Genomic DNA, 26,158 nt, shown 5'->3' on the forward strand with positions numbered 1-26,158 from the left:
GGCTTTTTTTTGGGCTTCGATTCCAACTTGTTGTGGGTATGCGGCTTAAGGCCTGCTTTCAATATCGCCGTTAGACCCTGAAGGGTCTGGAAAGTATTTATGGAGTTTTTCATCATCTCCATGCTCAACGGTTTGAGTTATGGACTGTTGCTCTTCATGCTCAGCTCCGGGCTGACCTTGATTTTCAGCATGATGGGTGTGCTCAACTTCGCGCATGCCAGTTTTTACATGATCGGCGCCTATTTCGGCTACACCCTGACAGGCTGGATCGGATTTTGGCCTGCACTGGTGATGGCGCCGCTCTTGGTAGGGGCCTGTGGTGCTTTGTTCGAGCGCGTTACGTTGCGCAAGGTTCACCCATTTGGGCACGTCCCTGAATTGCTAGTGACTTTTGGCCTGTCTTATGTGGCGCTGGAACTGGTGCAACTGGTCTGGGGCCGCACGGCGGTGGAATTTGCGCCGCCTGAAATTTTGCGCAGCTCAGCCTTTACCCTGATCAACCATTCGGTCAACGGTCTGAGTTTTGTTTGGGGTTCGGCACCTGCAGAGGCTTGCACGGCGGCAGACGCCGCCATTCGTTTGGTGTGTTCGCCCTTTCCTGCGACACGAGGCTTCATGATGCTGGTGGCCTTGTTGATGCTGTTGTCTTTGTGGTTGCTGCTGACGCGCACACGTATTGGCTTGGTCATTCAGGCCGCCTTGACCCACCCCGAAATGGTGGAATCACTGGGCCACAACGTGCCGCGTGTCTTCATGCTGGTGTTTGGTGCGGGCACGGGCCTGGCTGGTTTGGCCGGCGTGATCGGGGGCAGCACCTTTGTGACTGAACCCGCCATGGCCGCCACCGTTGGATCGGTCATTTTTGTGGTGGTGGTGGTGGGCGGCATGGGCTCGTTGTCGGGGGCTTTTTTGGCCTCGGTGCTGATCGGCGTGATCCAGACCTTTGCCGTGGCCGTCGACTATTCGTTTCTCACTTTGGCCAAGGACATGGGTTGGGCCTTGTCGGCTGCAACGCAAGAGAACTCGTTTGCCAAACTCACGCTGTCTCAAGTGGCACCCATCTTGCCTTACCTGTTTCTGGTGCTGATCCTGATCTTCCGGCCCAAGGGTCTTTTGGGCACACGCGAGGGTTAAGACATGGCTGCTGTTTACAAATTCAAACCTTACAACGTGGGCCGCTGGGTCATATGGAGCCTGTTCGGGCTGTTGCTGTTGCTGGCACCGCTGGTTTTCACCAGCAACCTGTCGACCACCATGCTGGCCCAAATGGGCATTGCCATCATCGCCTGCCTGTCCTACAACATCTTGCTGGGGCAGGGCGGCATGCTCAGCTTTGGCCATGCGGTCTACACGGGTCTGGGCTCTTACATGGCCATCCATGCGCTCAATGCCGTCAGTGGCGGTACGCTGAACATTCCGGTCAGCCTGCTGCCCATCGTGGGCGGCGTGGCGGGCATGGGCTTTGCCATCCTGCTGGGCTGGGTCACGACCCGCAAGTCGGGCACACCCTTTGCCATGATCACGCTGGGTGTGGCCGAGTTGGTGTTCGCCATGTCGCTCATGTTTTCTGAGTTTTTCGGGGGTGAGGCAGGTGTGTCGGGCAACCGGGTTGCTGGCCAGCCATTCTTTGGCATCAGCTACGGGCCTCAAATTGAGGTTTATTACCTGATTGCCGCCTACACCTTTGTGTGTGTGGCCCTGATGTATGCCTTCACCCAAACGCCGCTGGGGCGTATTCTGAATGCGGTGCGCGACAACCCGGAGCGCGTCGAGTTCATTGGCTACAACACCCAGCGCGTGCGCTACTTTGCCTTTGTGATTGCAGGCTTTTTTGCAGGCATCGCTGGCGGCTTGGGCGCGCTGAACTTTGAAATCGTGACCGCTGAAGTGGTGGGTGCAGGGCGCTCGGGTGCTTACTTGTTGTTCACCTTTTTGGGGGGGGCCACTTTCTTCTTTGGTCCCATCATTGGCGCGATCTTGATGATCATTGCCTTTGTGCTGTTGTCTGAGCTGACCAAGGCCTGGCTTTTGTACATGGGACTGGTTTTCTTGTTCATGGTCATGTATGCACCGGGCGGCATTGCCAGCTTGATCATGATGAACCTGCGGGTGGCCAAGTTCGGCAAACTGCGCCAAATCTGGACCAGCTACCTGGGCTTGGGCCTGACAGCCATCGTGATGCTGGCCGGCGCGGGGGCCATGATCGAGATGGTGTATCACCTGCAACTTAACTCGGCCCTGGGTGACAGTGTTCAATTCATGGGTGCCACACTCAACGCCAAAGGCATTGACAGCTGGTTTGGATCGGCCTTTGTGATGCTCACCGGCCTGGGCTTGTTTGAGCTGGCCAGGCGCCAATTTGTGCACGACTGGGGTGACATCCAGACCGAGATCGAAAAAGAAATCAAGCGAAGGGAGACTGCTTTATGAGTTACGCCCTTGAACTCAAAGATGTGCGCAAGAATTTCGGCAAGACCGAAATCATCCGGGGTGTGAGTCTTTCGGTGCAGTCCGGAGAGCGCGTGGCCGTGATTGGCCCCAACGGGGCGGGCAAGTCCACCTTGTTCAATCTGATCAGCGGCCGTTTTGGTCCGACCAGTGGCGATATTTTGCTCAATGGGCAACGCATCCAGAACAAGACGCCCTATGAAATCAACCGCATGGGTTTGTCGCGCAGCTTCCAGATCACCAACATCTTTCCCAAGCTCAGCGTGTTTGAAAATCTGCGCTGTGCAGTGCTTTGGAGCCTTGGCTACAAATACACTTTTTTCAAGTTTCTCTCGGGTTTGAAAGACGCCAACGAGCGCACCGACCAGTTGCTTCAGATGATTCGACTGGACAAAAAACGCGATGTGCTTGCAGTGAACCTGACCTACGCCGAGCAGCGCGCACTCGAGATTGGGGTCACGATTGCGGGCGGGGCCGATGTGATTTTGCTTGATGAACCCACGGCGGGCATGAGCAAAAGCGAGACTTCGCGTTTCATTCAGCTCATCAAGGAGGTCACTGTGGGCAAAACCCTGCTCACGGTCGAGCACGACATGGGCGTGGTGTTCGGTCTGGCGGACAAAATCGCAGTGGTGGTTTACGGCGAAGTGATTGCCTTCGACACGCCAGAGGCTGTGCGCGCCAATGCCCAGGTGCAAGAAGCCTACCTGGGCTCATCCGTTGCAGACAGCCAAGCAGGAGGCCACTGATGTTGCGAGTCGAAAATCTGCACGCCTATTACGGCAAAAGCCATGTGCTGCATGGTGTGAATTTTGAAGTGGGTCAAGGCCAGATTGTGGCCCTGCTGGGGCGCAACGGCTCGGGCCGATCCACCACGGCCAAAGCCATCATGGGCCTGGTGGAATGCCAAGGTCGAATCGACTGGAAAGGCCAACCGATTCAAGGTAAAAAAGCGTACGAGATCGCGCACTTGGGCATCGGCTATGTGCCGGAAAATCGCGACATTTTTCCCAAGCTCACGGTCCACCAAAACCTGCAACTGGGGCAAAAGCAAAAGGGCCAAAATGGCCGTTGGTCTTTTGATGACATGTACGCCATGTTTCCGCGCCTCAAGGAGCGCGAACACACCGAAGCCGGGGTTTTGTCCGGCGGTGAGCAGCAAATGCTCACACTGTGCCGCACCCTGATGGGTGACCCTGACCTGATCATCATTGATGAGCCGACAGAAGGTCTGGCGCCCAAAATTGTTGAATTAGTGGGGCAGTACCTGCAAAACCTCAAGTCGCGTGGGATTTCTGTCTTGTTGATCGAGCAAAAATTGACCATTGCCATGCGCATTTCGGACCGTGCCCTCGTCATGGGCCACGGCAGCATCGTCTTTCAGGGCACCCCCGATGAGTTACGCGACAACACCTACATCCGCAAGGAGTGGCTGGAGGTCTGATGGCCGTCTCTGTTGCGACAACCGGGGTTGGGTTGAGTTCGTTTTTTATGACTACAATGCAAAAAACGAACGGTCGTTCTTTTTTAATTTTTCACGCAAAGGAAGTCCAGCATGACAGCTGAATACAAAGTCCACGGTGATGTCGCGGTCATCACATTGATGAACCCGCCGGTCAACGGCTTGGGCCTGTCCACCCGCATCGGCATCACCGATGGTCTGGAAAAAGCCAACAACGACGCCAGCGTCAACGCCATCGTCATCACTGGCGCTGGCAAGGCCTTTTCGGGCGGTGCAGACATCCGTGAGTTCGGCTCGCCCAAGGCGATTCAGGAACCCAATTTGCTCAGCGTGATCAGCGCTTGCGAAAATTCAGCCAAGCCTGTTGTGGCGGCCATCCACTCTGTGGTCATGGGCGGTGGTCTGGAACTCGCACTGGGCTGCCACTACCGCATTGCCGCACCTGGCACCAGCGTGGCATTGCCCGAAGTCAAGCTGGGCTTGATCCCCGGCGCAGGTGGCACCCAGCGGCTCCCACGCGTGATCGGTGTCGAGCCCGCCTTGAACATGATCGTCAGCGGCGAGGCCATCAAAAGTGAAATGCTTGCCATGCTGCCCGGCCAAAAGCTGTTTGACGCCATGGCGAAATCGGCCGAAAGCCTGCCTGAAGAAGCGCTGGCTCTGGCCCGCAAAGTGGCTGCAGCCCACGCCGATGGTTCGTCATTGCCCATGGTGCGCAAGCTGCCTTGCAAGCACCCACAAGGCGACGCGTACTTTCAATTCGCGCGCAACATGGTCAAGGGCATGGCCAAAAACATGCCTGCGCCTGCCAAGTGTGTGGACGCGGTAGAAGCAGCCACCAAGAAGAAATTTGAAGACGGCATGGTCCTTGAGCGCGAGGTCTTCATGAACCTCATGCTCACGCCCGAGTCGCGTGCGCTGCGCCACATCTTCATGGCTGATCGTGCTGCGTCCAAGATCCCTGATGTGCCTGAAGACACCCCCAAACGTGAGATCAAGTCAGTGGCCGTGATTGGTGCAGGCACCATGGGTGGCGGCATTTCGATGAACTTCCTGAACGCGGGCCTGCCAGTCAAGATCCTGGAAATGAAGCAGGATGCCCTGGACCGTGGTGTGGCCATCATTCGTAAAAATTACGAATCGCAGGTTAAAAAAGGCAAGCTCAAACCAGAAAAATACGAAGAGCGCATGGCGCTGTTGAGCACCACGCTCAGCTACGACGACATTGGTCAGGCCGATCTGGTGATCGAGGCGGTTTTTGAAGAAATGGGTGTGAAAGAAGCCGTCTTCAAGAAACTCGATGAAGTCATGAAACCCGGCGCCATATTGGCATCCAACACTTCAACCTTGGACGTGAACAAAATCGCGTCGTTCACCAAGCGCCCACAAGATGTGATCGGCATGCACTTCTTCAGTCCGGCCAACGTGATGAAACTGCTCGAAGTGGTGCGTGGCGCCCAGACCGGGAAAGACGTGTTGGCCACCGTGATGGCTCTGGGCAAAAAAATCAAGAAGACCTCGGTGGTGTCCGGCGTTTGCGATGGTTTTATTGGCAACCGCATGATCGAGCAGTACAGCCGCCAGGCGGGCTTTCTGATCGAAGAGGGTTGCACCCCCGCACAGGTGGATAAAGCCGTTGAGAAATTCGGCTTTGCCATGGGCCCGTTCCGCATGGGTGATCTGGCGGGCAACGACATTGGCTGGGCGATTCGCAAGCGCCGCTACCAGGAAAAGCCGGGACTCAAGTACAGCAAAACCGCTGATTTGCTTTGTGAGATGGGCCGTTATGGTCAGAAAACCGGTGCTGGCTGGTACGACTACCAAGCGGGTAAGCGCGACGCGATCCCGAGCCCTGTGGTGGTCGAGATGATCGAGAAGCACCGTGCCGCTCTGGGCATCACGCCGCGCAAAATTTCCGATGAAGAAATTGTGCAGCGCCTAGTGTTCTCCTTGGTCAATGAAGCCGCGCACATTTTGGAAGAAGGCATTGCCAGCAAAGCCAGCGACATCGACATGGTCTACCTGACGGGTTATGGCTTCCCGCTGTGGCGCGGTGGCCCCATGATTTATGCCGACACCATGGGTCTGTTCAACGTGGCTGAAGCCATGAAGCGTTTTGCCAAGAATCCGCATGACGACGCCCAGTTCTGGCAACCCGCGCCTTTGTTGGCGCGCTTGGTGGCCGAAGGCAAGACGTTTAACTGATTTATTTTTTCGGAGACAGGCTCTGTTGCCATCTCCAACATGAAAGGTTTCCATCATGACGAATGCTGTCATCGTATCTACCGCTCGCACCCCTTTGGCCAAGAGCTGGAAGGGTGCCTTCAACATGACCCACGGTGCCACGCTGGGTGGCCATGCCGTGCAACACGCTGTGGCCCGTGCGGGCATCGACGGCGCTGAAGTCGAAGACGTGATCATGGGTTGCGCCACACCCGAGGGCGCCACCGGCGCCAACATCGCCCGGCAAATCGCTCTCAAGGCGGGTCTGCCGATCTCGGTGTCGGGCATGACCGTCAACCGGTTTTGTTCATCCGGCCTTCAGACCATTGCGATGGCCGCGCAACGCATCATTGCCGGCGAAGGCCGAGTGTTTGTGGCTGGTGGCGTCGAAAGCATCTCTTGCGTTCAGCAGGAAATGAACACCCACATGTTGCAAGACTTGTCTCTGGCCAAAATGAAACCAGAGATTTACTGGAACATGCTGCAAACCGCCGAACAAGTGGCCAAGCGTTACAAGATCGACCGTGACCGCATGGACGAGTATGGCGCTGCCAGTCAGCAAAAAGCCTGCGCCGCGCAAGCAGCCGGTTTGTTTGACGCCGAAATGGCAGCCATCACCGTGACCGCCGGCGTGGTCGACAAAGTCATGGGCCTGACCACCAAGCAAGTGACTGTGAGCAAGGACGAAGGTCTTCGTGAAGGCACCACACTGGAAGCTATCCAGGGCCTGCGCTCTGCGCTGCCAGGCGGTCTGGTCACGGCAGGCAACGCCAGCCAGTTCTCGGACGGTGCCGGTGCCTGTGTGCTGATGGACGAAAAACTCGCTGAACAAAAGGGTCTGAAGCCCCTGGGCCGTTTCCTGGGCTTTGCAGTGGCCGGCTGCGAACCCGATGAAATGGGCATTGGCCCCGTCTACGCTGTGCCCAAAGCGCTGGCGCGTTTGGGCTTGACCGTCAATGACATTGACCTGTGGGAGCTGAACGAGGCGTTTGCGGTGCAGGTGCTTTATTGCCGTGACAAGCTGGGCATCCCGGCTGACCGTTTGAACGTCAACGGGGGCGCGATTGCGGTGGGGCATCCCTACGGCGTGAGCGGCCAGCGCCTGACGGGCCATGCCCTGATCGAAGGCAAGCGCCGAGGCGCCAAGCGCGTGGCGGTGACCATGTGCATTGGTGGTGGCATGGGTGCTTGTGGCATTTTTGAAGTGCTGTGATGCCTGTGTGTGTTGATGCTTAAGCAACACCAAGGCGGTCTGCTCCAAGCTGACCGCCTTTTTCTTTGTCTGAATTTGCCGAATCGGGATGATGCGACATGAGCTTGCGCCCAACCGTTGATTTTTTGCTGCACGACTGGCTGAAGGTTGAAAGCCTGCAGTCCCGAGAACGTTTTGCCGACCACAGCCGTGAAACCTTTGATGCAGTGCTCGATACCTGCGAACGGATTGCGCGTGAAAAATATGCGCCGTTCAACCGTTTGGTGGACACACAAGAACCGCATTTTGATGGCGAAAAAGTCATCTTGCCGCAGGCCACGCATGACGCTTACAAGGCCTATGTCGAATCGGGGATGTTGAGTGCAGCGCAAGACTATGAAATGGGCGGTATGCAATTGCCCTACACGGTTGAAGCGGCGGCCAACGCCTTTTTTGCCATGGCATCGGTCAGCATTGGCTCGGGCATGCTCACCAGCGGCAATGCCAATTTGTTGATGGTGCATGGCACCGACATGCAAAAGCAGGTGTTTGCTGCCCACGAATTTTCGGGGCGTTTCTCGGGCACCATGTGCCTGAGCGAACCTCAGGCGGGTTCGTCGCTCAGCGATGTGACGACACGTGCCATGCCGGATGGCACAGACTTTGAAGCCGAACCTCTGGGCGCCCGTTACCGGCTGCGCGGCAACAAGATGTGGATCTCTTCGGGTGAGCACGAGCTTTCCGAAAACATCATCCATCTGGTGTTGGCCAAGATTCCGGATGCGAATGGCCAACTGGTGCCGGGCGTGCGGGGAATTTCGCTGTTCATCGTGCCCAAGAAAATGGTGGGCATCGACGGTCAGCTGACCGGTGAACGCAACGATGTGGCGCTGGCAGGTCTCAACCACAAATGCGGCTGGCGCGGCACAACCAACACCTTGCTCAACTTTGGCGAGGGCAAATACCCGGTGCGCGGCGAAGCCGGCGCAGGCTTGGACGGCGCCGGAAGTGGCGCAGTGGGGTATTTGGTCGGAAAGCCCGGCGAAGGCCTCAAATGCATGTTCCACATGATGAATGAGGCCCGCATCGGTGTGGGCATGGCCGCCACCATGCTCGGCATGGCGGGTTACCACGCCAGCCTCGACTACGCCAAAAACCGTCCGCAGGGCCGACCGACAGGTGCCGGGGGCAAAAATGCCAGCCAGCCCCAGGTTCGCATCATTGAACACGCCGACATCAAGCGCATGCTGTTGGCGCAAAAAGCTTACAGCGAAGGTGCTTTGGCCTTGGCCTTGTACAGCGCCCGTCTGGTGGACGAACAACACACCGGCAGTGCGGAAGACGCCGATGTGGCGCGCTTGCTGCTCGAAGTGCTGACGCCGATCGCCAAAAGTTTCCCCAGCGAATGGTGCTTGGAGGCCAACAGCCTGGCCATTCAGATCCATGGTGGCTACGGCTACACCCGCGATTTTCCGGTCGAGCAATATTGGCGCGATAACCGCCTGAACATGATTCACGAGGGCACACACGGCATCCAGGCCATGGACCTGCTGGGCCGCAAGGTCCTGATGGAAAACGGCCGTGGCCTGAAACTGCTGGGCGAGCGCGTGCTGGCCACGGCGGCCAAGTCACCCACTGTTTGGGCGCCTGAGGCTGCAAGCTTGCGCGATGCGCTGAAACAAATCGGACAAGCCACCCAACAAGCCTGGGACGGTGCAGAACCCGCACAGGCCCTGGCCAACGCTGTGCCGTATTTGCAGGCCTTTGGGCACACGGTGATTGCCTGGATCTGGCTGGATGTGGCCGTCAGCCTGGGCGATGACAACAGCCCGGCCGCCCAGGGGCGCCGAGCGGCTTGCCGCTATTTCTTCCGATACGAATTGCCCAAAATCGGCGCTTGGCTCAACGTGGTCAGCAGCCGCGATTTGACGTGCGCTGACTTGCCTGAGGAGGCCTTCTGATGATCCGTCACATCGTCATCTGGAATTTGAAGGACCATGCCGAAGGGGCCGACAAGGCCGCCAATCTGCAAAAAGCCCAAACCCTGTTGCTGTCATGTGCCCAGGTGGTGCCGGGTATTCGTGCGTTTGAAGTGGCCACCGCGACGCCTGGCATGGACTGCACCAACGATCTGGTGCTGCACATGCTGCTTGATGACGCACAGGTGCTAGCGGCCTACCAGAATCACCCTCAACATCTGGCCATCAAGCCTTTCATGAAAGCGGTTGTCAACGAACGCCACTGCATGGATTTCACTGTCTAATAAAGGAGCACCCCCATGGCACGCACTGTTCAACAACTGTTTGACTTGACTGGGCAAGTCGCCTTGGTCACGGGCGGTTCGCGCGGATTGGGTCTGCAAATGGCCCATGCGCTGGGAGAAGCCGGGGCCAAGATCATGCTCAGTTCGCGCAAGGCTGCCGACCTGGAAGTCGCTGCGGCCGAGTTGCAGGCCGCGGGCATCGATGCACGCTGGATCGCTGCCGACTGCGGCAAGGAAGAAGACATCCGTCGCCTGGCCATTGAAACCGCCGAGCGCATGGGCCCGATCGACATTCTGGTCAACAACGCTGGTGCCACTTGGGGCGCTCCTGCCGAGGACCACCCTGTGGAAGCCTGGGACAAGGTGATGAACCTGAACGTGCGAGGTTATTTCATCTTGTCGCAAGAAGTGGCCAAGCGCTGCTTCATTCCGCGTGGCAAGGGGCGCATCTTGAATGTGGCCTCGATCGCAGGCCTTGCTGGCAACCCTTCCGAGATGAAAACCATCGCCTACAACACCTCCAAGGGTGCTGTCATCAACTTCACCCGAGCGTTGGCCGGGGAGTGGGGTGAGCATGGGATCACCGTCAATGCCATTTGTCCGGGGTTTTTTCCCAGCAAAATGACCTACGGACTGCTTGAAAAAATAGGGGTTGAAAAGATGATTCAGGGCGTTCCTCTTCGCCGCTTGGGCGATGATGAAGACCTCAAGGGGCTGGCCGTGTTGTTGGCCTCCGATGCGGGCAAGCACATCACCGGTCAGTGGCTGGCGGTAGACGGCGGCGTCAGCGCCATCATTGGGGGGTGACAGGCCCATGAGCATCCCCTTTGGCGCGGTCATTCCCTTTGTGGACATCTTGGGTTTCACGCTTGAAAAGTTCGAGGGCGGTCAGTCCGAATTGCATTACGCGCCCGCCCCGGAACACCTCAATTCGTTTGCCGTGACGCATGGTGGCGCGGTCATGACGCTGCTGGATGTTGTCATGGCCACAGCCGCCCGCAGCATCGAGCCCGACATGGGCGTTGTCACCATCGAGATGAAAACCACCTTCATGCGCCCAGCCAAGGCAACGGGCGCTGAAAAACTGGTGGCCAAGGGCCACCTGATGCACCGCACCCGCAGCATGGCCTTCACCGAAGGCCATGTGTTCGATGCCGATGGCCAGCTCTGCGCGCATGCCACCGGCACTTTTAAATATGTGAGCCGTCGCCCTGCGGCAGCACTCTCAACCGACTGATTTTTTTACAAACTGAGTATTGGAGACAAATATGACCGTCAACCACCAAATCGTTCTGGACAGCCGCCCTCAGGGCGAGGCCACCGTGGCCAACTTCAAAATGGTTGAAGCGACCATCCCCGACCTGCAAGACGGCCAGGTGCTGGTCAAGCACCATTTCATGAGCCTTGACCCCTACATGCGCGGTCGCATGAACGAGAGCAAAAGCTACGCTGTGCCCCAGCCCTTGGGCCAGGTCATGATTGGTGGCACCGTGGGTGAGGTGGTGGACAGCCGCCACCCTAAGTTCAAAGTCGGTGACCAGGTGGTGGGCATGGGCGGCTGGCAAGAATACAGTGTGGTCGATGCCAATGTGCTGGGGGCTTTGCGCAAGGTGGACACCGCCCATGTGCCGCTGTCGCACTACCTGGGTGCCGTGGGCATGCCGGGCGTGACCGCCTGGTATGGCCTGGTCAAGATCATTGCCCCCAAAGCAGGCGAAACCGTGACCGTGAGCGCAGCCAGCGGCGCCGTGGGCAGCGCTTATGGCGCTTTGGCCAAGGCCCGTGGCTGCCGAGTCGTGGGCATTGCCGGCGGCAAGGACAAGTGCGATTACGTGGTCAAAGAGCTGGGCTTTGACGCCTGCATCGACTACAAGGAACACAAGGATTACCTGTCGTTGTCCAAAGCGCTGCGCGAAGTCTGCCCGAACGGCATCGATGGCCACTTTGAAAACGTGGGTGGCATGGTGCTGGACGCCGTGATGCTGCGCACCAACGCCTTTGCACGCATTGCAGTGTGCGGCATGATCGCCGGCTACGACGGTGCGCCGCTGCCCATGGCCAACCCGGACCTGATTTTGGTCAACCGCATGAAGATCGAAGGCTTCATCGTGAGCGAACACATGGAAGTCTGGCCCGAAGCGCTGCAGGAACTGGGCACCTTAGTCGGCACAGGCAAACTGCGTCCCCGCGAATCGGTCGCGCAAGGCTTGGCCGCTGCGCCTGAAGCCTTTTTGGGGCTGCTCAAAGGCAAGAACTTTGGCAAGCAGCTGGTCAAACTGGTCTGAGCAGGAGCCGCAGCATGTCTGATCTGATCCTGCACCATTACCCGACATCGCCTTTTGCCGAAAAGATTCGCCTGATTTTTGGCTTCAAGCAACTGGCTTGGCACAGCGTGATCATTCCCATGATCATGCCAAAGCCCGACTTGACGGCGCTCACGGGTGGCTACCGCCGAACACCGGTGTTGCAGATCGGCGCAGACATATATTGCGACACGGCACTGATTTGTGACGTGCTGGAGCACATCGCCCCCCAACCAAACACAACGCTTTACCCGGAAGCTGTCAAAGGCGTGGCCCGCATCGTGGCGCAATGGGCCGACAGCGCCTTGTTCACGGCAGCCATGGCCTACAACTTTCAGCCGGCCGGGGTGGCCCAAGTGTTTGCGGGTGCACCCGCCGAAGCGGTGCAAGCCTTTGTGGCTGACCGGGGGGCCATGCGTGGCGGCGCTCCTCGCATGGCCGCCGCTGATGCTGCTGCTACCTACAAAAGTTATTTGCGCCGGCTGGCCAACATGCTGCATGGGCAAGATTTTTTGTTGGGTGCTCAGCCATGCGTGGCCGATTTTGCGGCTTACCACCCGCTGTGGTTCACACAGGACCGCACGCCGGCTTTGGCCGGCATTCTGGACGCTACCCCCGAAGTGTTGGGCTGGATGGCGCGCATGAAAGCCTTCGGGCACGGTACGTCCGGAAAACTGAGTGCCACCGATGCCTTGCACGTGGTCAGCCGTTCGACACCAGCTCCCCTGCAAGCCGATGTGTTTCAAGACGAGCACGGCATACCGTTGGGTACGCGGGTGGTGATTGCTGCTGACCACTTTGGCCAAGAGCCGATCGAGGGCGAGTTGCTGGCCGCCACCCGCACCCGTTACACCTTGCGCCGCACAGACGAGCGGGCCGGCACGGTGCATGTTCATTTCCCACGTGTTGGATTCACACTGAAAAAGGCTGCGCCATGATCAACAACTTCAAAGGTAAAACCGCTGTACTGACGGGTGCGGGTTCAGGCTTTGGCCTGGAATGCGCCCGTATTGGTGCCAAATTGGGCATGAATCTGGTGCTGGTCGACGTACAGCAAGACGCACTGAACAAAGCTGAAATTGAAATGAAGGCCCAAGGCGTCCAGGTGCTGGCACGGCAGCTGGATGTGGCCAATGCCCAGGCCATGGAACAACTGGCTGGCGATGTGAAGGCCCGTTTTGGTGCGCCGCATCTTGTCTTCAACAACGCTGGCGTGGGTGCAGGCGGACTGGTTTGGGAAAACTCGGTGGCCGATTGGGAGTGGGTGCTCGGCGTCAACCTGTGGGGTGTCGTGCACGGTGTGCGCTTGTTCACGCCCATGATGCTGGAGGCCGCCAAAGCCGATCCGTCTTTTCAAGGTCACATCGTCAACACCGCCAGCATGGCGGGTTTGTTGACACCCCCCAACATGGGCATCTACAACGTCAGCAAACACGCTGTGGTGGCGCTGACTGAGACCCTATACCAAGACTTGCAATTGGTCAGCGACCAGGTCAGTGCCAGCGTACTGTGCCCTTACTTTGTGCCCACCGGCATCAGCCAAAGCCATCGCAACCGGCCTGCAGGCCTTGCCGCAGAAAAGCCCACAGCCAGCCAACTGATTGGTCAGGCACAGAGTGACAAAGCCGTTGGCAGTGGCAAGGTGTCTGCGGCGGATGTGGCGCAAAAAGTGTTTGACGCCGTGTCCAGCGAACAGTTCTACATCTACAGCCACCCGCAAGCGCTGGGCAATGTGCAAAGCCGGATGGAGGCGATCGTGCAAGGCCATAACCCGCCCGACCCGTTTGCTGCCAAGCCTGAAGTGGGTGAGGGCCTGCGCAAAGCCTTGCGCGAGGCTTGATAGAAAGCCCTGCCTGAGCGCACACGCAAGTTGCGCTTGGTGAAGAAGGGCTTATTTGTGGAAATGGCCCTCAAAGCAATGGCGGACTTCGTGACCCAAAGCCACATGCGATGTTTGGCTGCCCGTCACGATGACGCATTCTTTGCGCGCCACATGCCAGACAGCGCAGGCCACGGGTGGGGTGATGTAAGCCTGTTCACGCCCCATGCCGATGGACTTTGCGCAATATTGCGCCACATCGTCGCGAATCTCCCACCGAAGGGTGACCTCTTTGATGACACGCTTTTCTGGCGACTTCGGCGTGAAAGTTTCATATTCAGCGGCAGGGATGGTGCCTCCCCCCATGGTTTGGCAGCCTGTCAAAAAAAGCATGACAAGGCCTGCCAAGGCCATGCAAGCCCATCGTTTGCTGAGACCCATTGGCCTTTGAAGTGACAAATTCATCATCCGCCCCTTTTGCTGATTATTTTATTGATTTAATTTAACTTTACATTTTTGATGGTTTGGAGTCAATAAATTTATTAATTTGTTGTTTTATTTTTTGTTTATATGATTTTTGAAACCTTCAAATGAGAATTAGCAGTGGTTTAGAGGCTTGGGTTTCCGGGGGATGGCTTGTGGCAAACTCGCCCGCTTCCTCTCTAGAGATCTGATCGACACATGCTGAAAATACTGGCCCAACTGGCTGCAGAAATCCGTATTCGCCCGGAGCAGGTCATAACTGCGGTCGAACTTCTCGATGGCGGCGCCACCGTTCCCTTCATTGCCCGCTACCGCAAGGAGGTGACCGATGGCCTGGACGACATCCAGTTGCGCGAACTTGCATCGCGTCTGGGCTACTTGAGGGAATTGGAGGAGCGCCGTGCTGCTGTGATCAAAAGCATCGAAGAGCAGGGCAAACTGACGCCAGAACTGCGAGCGGCCATCGAAGCGGCCCCCACCAAACAAGAGCTGGAAGACCTTTACCTTCCCTACAAGCCCAAGCGCCGGACCAAGGGCATGATTGCCCGTGAAGCCGGGCTGGAACCGCTGGCCGACAAGCTGTTTGCCGACCCTTCGCTAGATCCGCATGCCGAAGCACAAGCCTTTGTGCTGGCTGCTGGTGCCATTGAGGGCGCAGATTTCAGCACCACAGCCGCCGTGCTCGATGGCGTGCGCGATTTGTTGAGTGAACGCTGGGCCGAAGACGCCAGCCTGGTGCAAGCCCTGCGCGAATGGCTTTGGCAAGAGGGCCTGTTCAAAAGCAAGCTGGCCGAAGGCAAGGACGAGAACAACGTAGATGTGTCCAAGTTCCGCGATTACTTTGACTATGACGAACCCATCGGCCGCGTGCCCAGCCACCGTGCTTTGGCTGTATTTCGTGGCCGAGCACTCGAAATGCTCGATGCCAAACTGGTGGTTCCCGAACCAGAGCCAAGCGTCGGCGCCAAGCCCGAGTTGGGCAAACCCAGCATCGCAGAGGGCAAGATCGCCTTGCATCTAGGCTGGCGCCACTCAGCGCGCCCCTCAGACGACTTGATCCGCAAATGCGTGGCCTGGACCTGGCGCGTCAAGCTCAGCCTGTCGACCGAACGCGACCTGTTCACGCGCCTGCGCGAAGACGCTGAAAAAGTCGCCATCAAGGTGTTCAGTGACAACCTGCGCGACTTGTTGCTGGCAGCACCTGCTGGCCCTCGCGTGGTGATGGGGTTGGACCCAGGTATCCGCACGGGTGTAAAAGTGGCCGTAGTCGATGCGACCGGCAAGCTGGTGGACACCGCCACCGTATACCCGCACGAACCTCGCAAGGACTGGGAAGGCTCTCTCTTTACCCTCGCCAAGCTGTGCGAAAAGCACCACGTCAACCTGATCGCGATTGGCAATGGCACCGCCAGCCGAGAAACCGACAAATTGGCTGGAGACCTGATCAAACAATTGGCCAAATTGCGCGAAGGCGTGGAGATCCAGAAAGTCGTGGTCAGCGAGGCGGGTGCTTCGGTGTACTCGGCCAGTGAATTCGCCAGCCAGGAAATGCCCGATGTCGATGTGAGCCTGCGCGGCGCGGCCAGCATTGCCCGGCGCCTGCAAGACCCCTTGTCCGAGCTCGTCAAGATCGACCCCAAGGCCATTGGCGTGGGCCAATACCAGCACGATGTGAACCAGAGCGAGCTGGCACGCACACTCGATGCGGTGGTCGAAGATTGTGTGAACTCGGTCGGTGTGGACCTGAACACCGCCAGCGTGCCTTTGTTGTCCCGCGTGTCCGGCTTGTCAGGCAGCGTGGCCAAATCGGTCGTGCGCTGGCGCGATGCCAACGGCGTGTTCAAGAACCGACAGGATCTGCTCAAAGTGACCGGACTGGGTGCCAAAACGTTCGAGCAAAGTGCCGGGTTCTTGCGCATTCGAGGCGGCGACAACCCTCTCGACATGACGGGTGTTCACCCGGAAACTTACCCGCTGGTCGAGCAGATCATCGTCCAGACCGCCAAACCCATCCAGGAGATCATGGGCCGCTCGGATGTCCTGAAAACGCTCAAGCCCGAGCTGTTTGTCAGCGACAAGTTCGGTGCAATCACCATCAGGGATATTTTGGGTGAGCTGGAAAAACCCGGGCGTGACCCTCGGCCAGACTTCAAGGTGGCGCGCCTGACCGATGGTGTGGAAGACATCAAAGACTTGAAAGAGGGCATGACGCTCGAAGGCACAGTGAGCAACGTGGCCCAGTTCGGCGCCTTTGTCGATCTGGGTGTGCACCAGGACGGTTTGGTTCATGTGAGCCAGTTGGCCAACAAGTTTGTGACCGATGCCCGTGAAGTGGTCAAGACCGGGGACATCGTCAAAGTGAAGGTGCTGGAAGTGGACGTTGCCCGAAAACGCATCAGCCTGACCATGAAACTTGACGCTGCACCCGCCAGGCAAGATGGCCCCCGCGACAACCGGTTTGAAGGGATCGGCCGTGGGCAGCGCTCGCCCCAGCGCCATCACGAGCCTGCCCCACAAGGTGCCATGGCCTCCGCGCTTGCCAAGCTGCAGGGCATCAAGCGCTGAAGAGGCGGCATCGTCTGCATCCGCTTTCAAGGAGCGCCTTCAAGGCTGCGCCTCCAGGCCCTTGGGCCGTTCTGATCACAGACCCCGCCAGCAAACATGGCACAGGCATACCGCTACGACGATGAACAATGGGTTTCTGCATGGAACCAAGATGCTGTTAATTTTCCCATCTACATGCTGATAATCGCCATTAAAATAGAATACTTTAAAATTCAAAAATGAGGCTTGCAAGTCATGGGTTTCGATCGCAAATACCTCTTTTTTCTCGCCAGCACCCGTGAACCGGGCACCTCAGGCAACTCGGAGTGGCTCGCACGAAAGACCGCACAGGCCCTGCGGCCCAACACCCCTCAAACTTGGATGCATCTGGCGCGCATGCAGCTGCCGCCTTTCGTCGATCAGCATCTCACCACTGGCACTTACACCACGCCCCAAGGTGATTCACACCAATTGCCTCAGGCGCCCATGCAGGCCACCGATCTGATGCTGTTGGCGCATTGCGCTTCTGATCATAAGAATTGGCCATGAAAGCACTCACCTTCAGCCGTTTTGGCGACGCTTCGGTTTTGGACTACAGCGAAGTCCCGATGCCCGCTTTGCAAGCCGGCGAGGTACTGGTCCAGATGCGGGCCATCGGCTTGAACTATGCCGACATCTACCGCCGAAAAGGGGACTATCACCTCAAGGGGCAGCCGCCCTACATCGCCGGCTACGAAGGCAGCGGGGTGGTGGTCGAAAGCAACGGGGTCGAGGGTCTGTCGAATGGCGACCGGATCGCTTTTGCCGATGTGCCATTCGCCCAGGCACAGTTTGTGGCGGTGCCTTTGGCCAATGCCATCGCCTTGCCTGATGACATTGGCTTCGAGCTCGCTGCGGCCCTGTTGTTACAAGGCATGACAGCACATTACCTGTGCAACGACAGCCACAGCGTGCAGTCTGGCGAGTTTGTCGTTGTTCATGCCGCCTCGGGAGGGGTCGGCCAGGTGCTGACCCAGTTGTGCCGGGCCAAGGGGGCGCGGGTCATTGGATTGACCTCTTCGCGGGCCAAGGAAGACGCGATTCGCAAGATCGGCGCTGAGGCCGTGTTCAATCTTCGGGACGACTGGCAACGCCAGGTGCGCAGCTTCACAGGGCAGGGGGCCGATGTGGTCTATGACAGCATCGGCTCGACACTGATGGACAGCATCGACGTGGCCCGGGAATGCGGCCACATTGTGTTTTATGGCATGAGCGGCGGCAATCCGCCGCTGGTCAATCCCCGCACGCTCATGGACAGCAGCAAGACCCTTACCGGAGGTGATCTCTGGAGTTACCTCAACACCCGTGATCAACGGACACAGCGCGCGAATGCCCTGTTTGCGCTGATCCGGCAGGGTCAGCTCATCCTGGCTGAACCCAAACGCTTCGGGCTTGAGCAAGGTCGGCAGGCCCACGAACACCTTGAAAGTGGCAAGAGCATGGGCAAAGTCCTGCTCATGCCTTGACGATCCGTCTGCACCTGAACCTGCCACCTGCCCATTCAACCCGATCTACCCAAGGAGACACCATGACCGATGACACCCAAACCCAGCGGCAACTTGATCTGCTCGATCGTTTCGCGCAAGCCTGGAACGCCCACAATGTGGATGCACTGCTGTCGATGGTGACGCAAGACTGTGTCTACGATGCCTCCACTGGCTCCGAGCTCCATGGCACACGTTACCAGGGGCATGACCAGTTGCGGCGTGCCTTCGCGGGCGTCTGGGAGGCCATACCGGACGCGCGCTGGGAGCAAGCCCGCCACGTGGCGTATGGGGCAGAGCGGGGGTTCACCGAATGGGTATTTCGGGGCACACGCTTGGCAGACGGCGTCCAAGTGGACTCCTGGGGCATTGACGTCTTCGAGTTCCGCGACGGACTGATCGCCTACAAGAACACCTTCCGCAAAATGGTCACCATTTGATTTGGTCATTCGCTGCAGGCGGGACAAGACGCAGCCCCCAGGTGATCGCACCAGCCAGGACAAATGGGACAGGGAAGGGCATGACTCAGCCAGGAGCCGCTAATGCATTTCTCGACTGCTTGCGCGTGACGGTTGCTGATAAACCTCTGGACGTGGCGTTGCCGGGTGCAATGAAAACGCGCGATGGCTGATGACTGTCGCAGGCCGCTCTTGAAACACAATACGGAGATGCAAGCCCTCCACATCCACGCAGGCCCCAAAGCCTTGGTCCACATCCGTGAGCACGGCATTCAACCCGAACATATAGGCGTGATCCCGGGTGCAGCCGGTGGCCCCAAGGGGCTGATCCTCGGGGCACTGGACCGTTTCATTTTTGGCCACTGGTTGACCCAAAGCCTTCAGCCGGTCGACCTGGTGGGTGCATCTATTGGCGCTTGGCGGATGGCCACCGCCTGTCTGAACAACCCGGTGGCCGCCTTCGAGCGGCTGGAACGCGACTACATCCACCAGCACTATGAACCGCTGCCTGGCCAAAAGCGCGTGAGCGCCGAGCAGGTGAGCGAGGCCTTTGGCCAAAGCCTGCAAGCCTTTTACGGGGGTCGCATTGGTGAGGTGTTAAGCCATCCGCGTTACCGACTTCACATCGTCACCTCTCATGGGCGAAACGTGTTGCACCGCGAGCATTCGGTGGCCATGCCATTGGGCTACGCCGGGGCATTCTTGAGCAATGCGGTGCACCGCCGTGCTCTTGGCGCTTGGCTGGAGCGGGTGGTTTTTTCGGGCCAGGGTGCGCCATTGCCCTTTGATGCGACAGATTTTCGCACCCGCATGGTGAACCTGAACGAAGACAACTTCATGCCCGCGCTTCAAGCGAGTTGCTCGATCCCGTTTGCCCTAAAAGCTGTGCACGACATTCCCGGCGCCCCCAAAGGCGCGTATTGGGACGGCGGTATCACCGACTACCACCTGCACCTGAACTGGACCGCTCGCTCGCAAGGCGCAGACCGCGCGCTGGTGCTGTATCCGCACTTTCAGCAAGCGGTCGTCCCTGGCTGGCTCGACAAAGCCCTCAAGTGGCGACATGGCGCGACATCTTTCCTGGACAGTACCATCGTGCTCGCACCCAACCCCGAGTGGGTCAAGACCCTGCCCAACGGCAAACTGCCCGACCGCCAGGACTTCATGACCTACGACCGCGATCTGGCGTGGCGTGTGAAGGTTTGGAATGCGGCGGCGCGGGCCAGTCAGCAGCTGGCCGATGAGTTTGCCCAGTGGCTGAACCGGCCAGATCCTGCGCGGATTCAACCGCTGTGATCAGGCTGGGATAATCACCCCATGCAAACCGAAATTCAGTTTCTTAGCGCCGCTCTCTACAAGTTTGTTGACTTGCCCGATTTCGCCGATCTGCAGGCCCCTTTGCAAGCCTGTTGTGAAGCCAACGATGTCAAAGGCACCCTGCTTTTGGCGCACGAAGGCATCAACGGCACGATTGCCGGGCCAGAATCCGGGGTGAGGGTGGTGCTGGCGTTTTTGCACGCCGACCCGCGCCTAGCATCGCTGCAGCACAAAGAGTCCTGGAGCCCCAAGCCGCCGTTCACCCGCATGAAGGTCAGACTTAAAAAAGAGATCGTCACTTTGCGGGTGCCCGAACTTGACCCGAACAAAACAGTGGGCCAGTACGTCAAGCCCGCAGACTGGAACGCTTTGTTGGCCGATCCCGATGTGGTGGTGATCGACACCCGCAACGACTACGAGGTGGCGATTGGCACGTTCAAAGGTGCGGTCAATCCTGACATAAAAAACTTCGTGCAGTTGCCCGCCTGGCTGGATGCACAGCCGTATTTTCAGGGTGAAGCCGCCAAAAAGACCAAGGTGGCGATGTTCTGCACAGGCGGCATCCGCTGCGAGAAATCCACAGCCCTCATGAAAATGCGCGGCTTTGCCGAGGTCTACCACCTCGAAGGCGGCATCCTCAAATACTTGGAAGAAGTGGCACCCGAGCAAAGCATGTGGGAAGGGGAGTGTTTTGTGTTTGACGAACGCGTGAGCGTCGGCCACGGCCTGGGCGTGGGCAGCCACGACTTGTGCCGCTCTTGCCGCTGGCCCTTGAGCGTGCAAGACAAGTTGTCGCCGCACTATGTGTTGGGCGTGAGTTGCGCCCATTGCCACGACCAGCGCACACCCGAGCAAAAGGAAAAAATGGCCGAGCGCCAGCGTCAGGTGGAGCTGGCCGAGGCGCGGGGCGAGGTGCACGTGGGTGCCAAAATGCCTGTGCACGGCGCCCACTGAGCATCGCCTCGCATAGCAAGGCCATGGTTGAGCCGACAGGCTCAATCTTGTGATTGACTCACAAACTTGTCAGCAGCATGTCCCGGTATTCGTCGGCCGAGGCAATGCGCGGGTTGGTTTTGTGGCAATGGTCCGCCAGCGCGCCAGCAATGACCGCATCAAACTGCGTTTCGGCCACGCCCATGGCTTTCAGACCGGTGGGCAGGCCCAGACGGGCGTTCATGTCGCGAATGGCGTCGGGAATGTCCGAGCCGCTTTGCAGGCCCATGGCCTGGGCCATGCGGTTCAGGCGGTTTTCTTTTTGCACCGATTCGGCCACAGCGTTAAAGCGCACCACGGCTGGCAAAAACATGGCGTTCAATGTGCCATGGTGCAGGCGGGGATTGACACCGCCCAGGCTGTGGCTGAGCGAATGCACGCAACCGAGGCCTTTCTGGAAAGCCATTGCGCCTTGCATACTGGCGCTCATCATGTTCAGGCGGGCATCGCGGTCTTGCCCGTTCACGGTGGCGCGTTCGATGTTGGCCCAACCGCGTGCCAAACCGTCCAGCGCGATGCCGTCTGCGGGCGGGTTGAAGGGGGCCGCCATGAAGGTTTCCATGCAATGGGCCACGGCGTCCATGCCGGTGGCCGCCGTGAGCATAGGGGGCAGACCAAAGGTCAGTTCAGGGTCACAAATGGCGGCTTTGGGCACGATGAACCAAGAATGAAAGCCCAGTTTGCGCCCATCATCAAGTATCAAAATTGCCCCTCGGGCCACTTCGCTGCCAGTGCCGCTGGTGGTGGGCACGGCAATGATCGGGGCCACTCTGTCGGTGATCTTGAGCGAGCCGCCCTCGATGGTGGCGTAGGTTTTGAGTGGGCCTTCGTGGCTGACGGCAATGCTCACGCCCTTGGCGCAGTCGATCGCTGATCCGCCGCCCACCGCGATCAAGCCGTCACAGCCGTGCTCTTTGTACATGGCCGCTGCAGCGCGAACTGCAGCCTCGGTCGGGTTGGAAGGGGTCTGGTCAAACACTGTGACGGGCAAGCCGGGCAGGGCGTCCAGTGCTTTTTGCAACACACCAGCGGCCTTGACGCCCGCATCGGTAACGATCAGGGGTTTGCGGATGCCCACGCGCTCACATTCGGCCTGCAGAAGTTTGACCGCGCCAAAGTCGATCTGTATCTGGGTGACGTAATTGATGAAAGACATTCTGAAAAACTCCAATCAGGTGGGCGCAACGGGGATCAGGTGACAGACCCGAGCAGCAGAGCGTTGTACGATTCAAGGTCTATTTTGAGGTAAGAATCGCCTTTGGCCTTGTCACCCTTGTTTGGTTTCAGGGTGTGCAACAGCGGATCCATACCGACCACCCCAACAGCCTCCTCATGAGCAGCCACCACACCAACCCCCGGTCCTTGCTGAATGCCGCCACACGCAGTTTGATCGAGCGCGTGCACCGCGCAGGCCGCCCGCCCATGGCGGTCATGACCCCTGAACAAGCCCGCGAGTTTTACGACATCGGTGGCCCCATGCTCGACCTGCAACCCCCGCCACATGTGGACCGGGTGGAAAACCTGTTCATTCCTGCCCGCGATGGTCACCCCATGCCCGCCCGCCTGTATGCCCCCCAGCAAAGCCCGGATGATCCTGCCTTTCCCGTGCTGCTTTACCTCCATGGCGGTGGTTTCACCGTGGGCAGCCTGACCACGCACGATGTGCTGTGCCGCCAACTGAGCCGCCTGGGACATTGCGCCGTGGTGTCGCTGGACTACCGCCTGGCACCGGAGCACCGGTTTCCAACGGCCGTTCACGATGCCTGGGACGCGCTGAACTGGCTTCACCAGCACGCGCAAAGTCTGGGGCTGGACGGCACCCGGCTGGCGGTGGGGGGCGACAGCGCAGGGGGAACGCTGAGCGCCGTTTGCGCCCTGATGGCACGCGATGCGGGCTTGAAACTGCGCCTTCAATTGCTGTTCTACCCGGGCACCATCGCCCACCAGGACACCGCTTCGCACCACACATTTGCCGAGGGCTTCATGCTGGACCAGGCGACAGTGGACTGGTTTTTTGCCCAATACATTGACCCGACTGACCGCGAGGACTGGCGTTTTGCCCCCTTGAATGCCCCGGATCATTCGGGTCTGCCACCGGCCTGGATCGGTCTGGCCGAATGCGACCCCCTGGTGGACGAGGGCGTGCAATATGCCGACACCCTGCGCTTGGCCAGTGTGCCCGTGGATCTGGAAATTTACAAAGGCGTTGTCCACGGGTTCATCACCATGGGCCGGGCCATCCCCGATGCCCTGAAAGCGCATGCCGATGCGGGCAGGGCCTTGAAAACCGCTTTTGAAAGTTGAACCATGAAACCCCAGGACTTCCGTTTTTCTCACCGCATGCGCGTTCGCTGGGTTGAGGTCGACATGCAGAAAATCGTCTTCAATGGCCATTACCTCATGTACTTCGACACCGCCGTGACCGAGTATTGGCGCAAGCTGGCCATGCCTTATGCCGACACCATGCACCAGCTGGGTGGCGATCTGTTTGTCAAAAAGGCCAGCATCGAGTACCACGCCAGCGCTGAAATGGACGACTTTCTGACGGTGTGCATGCGCTGTGACCGCATTGGCAACTCGTCCATGACCTTTGTGGGGGCCATTTTTCGGGGGGATGAACTGCTGATCACCAGCGAGCTGGTTTATGTGTATGCCGATCCGGTGGCCAAAAAGAGCCAGCCCATAGCGGCCCCCTTGCGCGACATGATGGAAGGTTTTGAACGCGGCGAAGACATGGTGCAGGTTCACGTCGGTTCATGGCACGACTTCAAACACCTGGCCAGCCCACTGCGCACCGAGGTGTTTGTGCATGAGCAAAAAGTGCCCGCCGAGATGGAGTGGGACCACGAGGACGACACGGCCTTGCACGCTGTGGCTCTTAACCGCATGGGCATGCCCCTGGCCACGGGTCGCCTGCTGCAACAAGCGCCCGGTGTGGCTCGGATTGGCCGCATGGCTGTGAAAAAGCCAATGCGCGGCAGTGATCTGGGCCATCGGGTGCTGCATGCGCTGATGGACGCTGCCAAAAATCGGGGCGATACCCAGGTGGTTTTGCATGCCCAATGCAGCGCCGAAGGCTTTTACAAACGCGCTGGCTTCATCCCACACGGGGCGATTTTTGAAGAGGCAGGCATTGCGCACATCGAGATGGTGCGCGCGCTGGAACACTGAAACCCGCCAAGGCCTGCTCGGCCCAGCAACCACAGCCGCCTGCATGCGGCGAGTGAATGCTTTCAGTCGGTCTGGTGTGCCGGCGGGTGGGGGTCAGACCGTATCGGCCATCACAGCTTCGGGCGCTGAAGGCTTGGCCAGCTTGCGGATGGACTCCATCAGGGCATCGGTGTCAAAAGGCTTGGGAATCATGCCCGAGAAGCCGACAGCAAAACATTCATCGGCCAGGTCAGCGGCCAGGTTGGCGGTGAAGGCCAGCACGGGGACATTGCAGAAAGGCGCCGCGAAGTGCGAGCGCACCCGGCGCATCACCTCCACGCCGTTAATGTCCGGCATGATGATGTCCAGAAGCACCAAATCAAAGTGCTCGGTACCCATTTTGCGCAGGGCTTCCTCACCGTTCGGGGCTTCATCGATGATGCAGTCGGGCGCTTCATGCAAAATGGTTGCGCGAGCCACCATGCGGTTCATGGTGTGGTCGTCCACCAGCAAAATGCGCAGTTTTCTGCCCAGCACCGGGTTGTTGGCGACCGGGGCAGGGGCAGTGGCTTTTTCTAGCACGGGTTCAACCAGTTGGACTGGTAGCTCAACTCGAAAAGTCGAGCCTTTGTTGGGTGTGCTGTCCAGTGAAATCTGGCCACCCCAGGCCCGCAGCAGCGCCAGCGTGATGGACAGGCCCAGCCCGTTGCCACGCAGGGCCATCCCCTCGGTGGGCGCCTGGATGTGCACTTGCACAAAGGGCTCGAAGATGTGCTCGCGTTTGGCCGGGTCTATGCCATAACCCGTGTCATGCACGCTGAGCATCAGGGTGCCTTTTGAATCGCCCTGTCCTCGCCACTGGGCCTGCAACAGAACAGTGCCGCGTTCGGTGAACTTGATGGCATTGCCCAGCAGATTGAGCAAAATCTGGGTCAGCCGTTGGGGATCAACCATGGCCCAGGCCGGCAGGTGGTCAATGCCCTGCAGTTCGAACGCCAAGCCTTTTTCCAATGCCTGTCCTTTCAGGGTTTGGTGCACCTGCAGCAGCAGCTTGGGCAACTGGGTTGGTTGCATCGTCAGCATGAAATTACCTTGACGAATCTGCGAATAGTCCAACAAGTCGTTGATGATGGTCAGCAGGTGCGAAGCGGCCAGAAAGGCGTAGCCGATCTGTTCTGTCGCCTCATCAGGCAGGTCTTCGCGCTTGTTGAGCAGGGCCAGGTAGCCATTGACCCCATTGAGTGGCGTGCGCATTTCATGGCTGACGGAGGACAGAAATTTGTCCTTGTGCTCGTTGGCCTTTTCAAGCGCGAGGGCCAGCAAGTTCAGGCGCAGGTTGATGCGTTCAATGCGCTTGATCTGCTGAAGGTTAACCCCTTCGATGGTGGTCACCAGCAGCATTTGCGTCACGATGAAAAAGCAGTGCATCACTGCGCCAAACCGCAATTCACTGGGAGACGCATGCCCAACGATGGGCAGGATCTCGTAGCTTTGGAGGGCAAACAGGCCCAGCACGGCCCCCAGACACAACATCAAAAATGCATTGCACCAGGCACGAGAGAGTACGAACAGCATCATCAGCGGCACGATGCCAAGCCAGATGAGCGCTGGAGAGGTCACCCCCCCGGTCATGCCCGCATTGATCAAAATCGTGGCCAGCAAGGTCAGCTGAAACAGCAGCATTGCTGGTAACAGGCGTTTGCCCAGCCACCAAACCAATATGGAAAAGAAAATACCCCCGATGGTGCTTATGCACAGATATCCAGTCTGCTCAAAGCCCAAGTTGATCAGCAACACGCACAAGGGAATCAGCACTGTGGCGCCACTCAGTGTGAACGCCAGAAAGTACAAGTCGCCGGTTGTACGGCGTCCGATGGGCAACTTGCGACGGGCTGACTGAAGCCATCTATAGGCCGTTGGCATCCCGGTAGAAGCACTGCTATTCATGTGTCTGCAAGTTGTTCTCAGGCCATCGGAAAA

General features: G+C 58.6%; 24 protein-coding genes. 21 read left to right on the forward strand and 3 right to left on the reverse strand.

The window, feature by feature from the left end:
* Positions 1 to 99: 99 nt before the first annotated feature.
* From B9Z45_RS00770 to B9Z45_RS00830, 13 genes are all read left to right on the forward strand, one after another.
* Positions 100 to 1,134 carry a branched-chain amino acid ABC transporter permease gene (locus tag B9Z45_RS00770; RefSeq protein WP_108405322.1) on the forward strand — a complete coding sequence of 345 codons (1,035 nt, stop codon included), beginning with the start codon at positions 100 to 102 and terminating at the stop codon, positions 1,132 to 1,134.
* Between the two features lie 3 nt (positions 1,135 to 1,137).
* Positions 1,138 to 2,430 (forward strand): branched-chain amino acid ABC transporter permease, encoded by a 1,293-nt coding sequence (locus B9Z45_RS00775; RefSeq protein ID WP_108405323.1) that lies wholly within the window; start codon positions 1,138 to 1,140, stop codon positions 2,428 to 2,430.
* Entirely contained in the window at positions 2,427 to 3,197 is a 771-nt protein-coding gene (locus B9Z45_RS00780) for an ABC transporter ATP-binding protein (RefSeq protein ID WP_108405324.1), read from the forward strand. The genes B9Z45_RS00775 and B9Z45_RS00780 overlap by 4 nt, the downstream gene beginning before the upstream one ends.
* On the forward strand, positions 3,197 to 3,892 hold the full coding sequence (locus B9Z45_RS00785) for an ABC transporter ATP-binding protein (protein ID WP_108405325.1): 696 nt from the start codon (positions 3,197 to 3,199) through the stop codon (positions 3,890 to 3,892). The genes B9Z45_RS00780 and B9Z45_RS00785 overlap by 1 nt, the downstream gene beginning before the upstream one ends.
* Before the next feature lie 111 nt (positions 3,893 to 4,003).
* On the forward strand, positions 4,004 to 6,115 hold the full coding sequence (locus B9Z45_RS00790) for a 3-hydroxyacyl-CoA dehydrogenase NAD-binding domain-containing protein (protein ID WP_108405326.1): 2,112 nt from the start codon (positions 4,004 to 4,006) through the stop codon (positions 6,113 to 6,115).
* Between the two features lie 55 nt (positions 6,116 to 6,170).
* Positions 6,171 to 7,346 carry an acetyl-CoA C-acyltransferase gene (locus B9Z45_RS00795; protein ID WP_108405327.1) on the forward strand — a complete coding sequence of 392 codons (1,176 nt, stop codon included), beginning with the start codon at positions 6,171 to 6,173 and terminating at the stop codon, positions 7,344 to 7,346.
* A gap of 98 nt (positions 7,347 to 7,444) precedes the next feature.
* Positions 7,445 to 9,286, forward strand: coding sequence for an acyl-CoA dehydrogenase (locus B9Z45_RS00800; protein ID WP_108405328.1), 1,842 nt, complete (start codon positions 7,445 to 7,447; stop codon positions 9,284 to 9,286).
* Positions 9,286 to 9,588 (forward strand): Dabb family protein, encoded by a 303-nt coding sequence (locus B9Z45_RS00805; protein WP_108405329.1) that lies wholly within the window; start codon positions 9,286 to 9,288, stop codon positions 9,586 to 9,588. The genes B9Z45_RS00800 and B9Z45_RS00805 overlap by 1 nt, the downstream gene beginning before the upstream one ends.
* 15 nt (positions 9,589 to 9,603) lie before the next feature.
* On the forward strand, positions 9,604 to 10,395 hold the full coding sequence (locus B9Z45_RS00810) for an SDR family oxidoreductase (protein WP_108405330.1): 792 nt from the start codon (positions 9,604 to 9,606) through the stop codon (positions 10,393 to 10,395).
* Positions 10,396 to 10,402: 7 nt separating this feature from the next.
* Entirely contained in the window at positions 10,403 to 10,825 is a 423-nt protein-coding gene (locus B9Z45_RS00815; RefSeq protein WP_108405331.1) for a PaaI family thioesterase, read from the forward strand.
* Positions 10,826 to 10,856: 31 nt separating this feature from the next.
* On the forward strand, positions 10,857 to 11,873 hold the full coding sequence (locus B9Z45_RS00820; protein WP_108405332.1) for an NADP-dependent oxidoreductase: 1,017 nt from the start codon (positions 10,857 to 10,859) through the stop codon (positions 11,871 to 11,873).
* A gap of 14 nt (positions 11,874 to 11,887) precedes the next feature.
* Positions 11,888 to 12,829, forward strand: coding sequence for a glutathione S-transferase family protein (locus tag B9Z45_RS00825; protein WP_108405333.1), 942 nt, complete (start codon positions 11,888 to 11,890; stop codon positions 12,827 to 12,829).
* Positions 12,826 to 13,731 carry an SDR family oxidoreductase gene (locus B9Z45_RS00830; protein ID WP_108405334.1) on the forward strand — a complete coding sequence of 302 codons (906 nt, stop codon included), beginning with the start codon at positions 12,826 to 12,828 and terminating at the stop codon, positions 13,729 to 13,731. Before B9Z45_RS00825 ends, B9Z45_RS00830 begins: the two co-directional genes overlap by 4 nt.
* A gap of 51 nt (positions 13,732 to 13,782) precedes the next feature.
* Here B9Z45_RS00830 and B9Z45_RS00835 read toward each other — a convergent pair whose 3' ends face one another.
* The gene (locus B9Z45_RS00835; protein ID WP_233252025.1) at positions 13,783 to 14,103 is read right to left on the reverse strand and encodes a hypothetical protein; all 321 of its coding nucleotides are present in this window, start codon (positions 14,101 to 14,103) and stop codon (positions 13,783 to 13,785) included.
* 288 nt (positions 14,104 to 14,391) lie between these two features.
* Between B9Z45_RS00835 and B9Z45_RS00840 the strand changes: the two genes are divergently transcribed.
* From B9Z45_RS00840 to B9Z45_RS00865, 6 genes are all read left to right on the forward strand, one after another.
* On the forward strand, positions 14,392 to 16,758 hold the full coding sequence (locus tag B9Z45_RS00840; RefSeq protein WP_108405335.1) for a Tex family protein: 2,367 nt from the start codon (positions 14,392 to 14,394) through the stop codon (positions 16,756 to 16,758).
* 234 nt (positions 16,759 to 16,992) lie between these two features.
* Positions 16,993 to 17,286, forward strand: a complete 294-nt coding sequence (locus tag B9Z45_RS00845) for a hypothetical protein (RefSeq protein ID WP_108405336.1) — start codon at positions 16,993 to 16,995, stop codon at positions 17,284 to 17,286.
* Positions 17,283 to 18,242, forward strand: a complete 960-nt coding sequence (locus B9Z45_RS00850) for a quinone oxidoreductase (RefSeq protein ID WP_108405337.1) — start codon at positions 17,283 to 17,285, stop codon at positions 18,240 to 18,242. The genes B9Z45_RS00845 and B9Z45_RS00850 overlap by 4 nt, the downstream gene beginning before the upstream one ends.
* A 62-nt stretch (positions 18,243 to 18,304) precedes the next feature.
* Complete coding sequence (locus B9Z45_RS00855) at positions 18,305 to 18,700, forward strand: nuclear transport factor 2 family protein (RefSeq protein WP_108405338.1); 396 nt, start codon at positions 18,305 to 18,307, stop codon at positions 18,698 to 18,700.
* Positions 18,701 to 18,928: 228 nt separating this feature from the next.
* Positions 18,929 to 20,014, forward strand: a complete 1,086-nt coding sequence (locus tag B9Z45_RS00860; protein ID WP_108405339.1) for a phospholipase — start codon at positions 18,929 to 18,931, stop codon at positions 20,012 to 20,014.
* Between the two features lie 21 nt (positions 20,015 to 20,035).
* Positions 20,036 to 20,989, forward strand: coding sequence for a rhodanese-related sulfurtransferase (locus B9Z45_RS00865; RefSeq protein ID WP_108405340.1), 954 nt, complete (start codon positions 20,036 to 20,038; stop codon positions 20,987 to 20,989).
* A 58-nt stretch (positions 20,990 to 21,047) separates the two neighbouring features.
* On the opposite strand, the gene B9Z45_RS00870 is transcribed toward B9Z45_RS00865, so the two are convergent.
* A complete protein-coding gene (locus B9Z45_RS00870; RefSeq protein WP_108405341.1) occupies positions 21,048 to 22,184 on the reverse strand; it encodes an iron-containing alcohol dehydrogenase in 1,137 nt (378 codons plus the stop codon).
* Between the two features lie 176 nt (positions 22,185 to 22,360).
* On the opposite strand from B9Z45_RS00870, the gene B9Z45_RS00875 reads away from it, so the two are divergent.
* Both B9Z45_RS00875 and B9Z45_RS00880 read left to right on the forward strand, forming a co-directional pair.
* Positions 22,361 to 23,332, forward strand: a complete 972-nt coding sequence (locus B9Z45_RS00875) for an alpha/beta hydrolase (protein ID WP_108405342.1) — start codon at positions 22,361 to 22,363, stop codon at positions 23,330 to 23,332.
* Positions 23,333 to 23,335: 3 nt separating this feature from the next.
* A complete protein-coding gene (locus B9Z45_RS00880; protein WP_108405343.1) occupies positions 23,336 to 24,199 on the forward strand; it encodes a YbgC/FadM family acyl-CoA thioesterase in 864 nt (287 codons plus the stop codon).
* 93 nt (positions 24,200 to 24,292) lie between these two features.
* On the opposite strand, the gene B9Z45_RS00885 is transcribed toward B9Z45_RS00880, so the two are convergent.
* Positions 24,293 to 26,125 (reverse strand): ATP-binding protein, encoded by a 1,833-nt coding sequence (locus B9Z45_RS00885; protein WP_108405344.1) that lies wholly within the window; start codon positions 26,123 to 26,125, stop codon positions 24,293 to 24,295.
* Positions 26,126 to 26,158: the final 33 nt, after the last annotated feature.

Source organism: Limnohabitans sp. 2KL-17, assembly GCF_003063415.1.
Lineage (GTDB): Bacteria > Pseudomonadota > Gammaproteobacteria > Burkholderiales > Burkholderiaceae_C > Limnohabitans_A.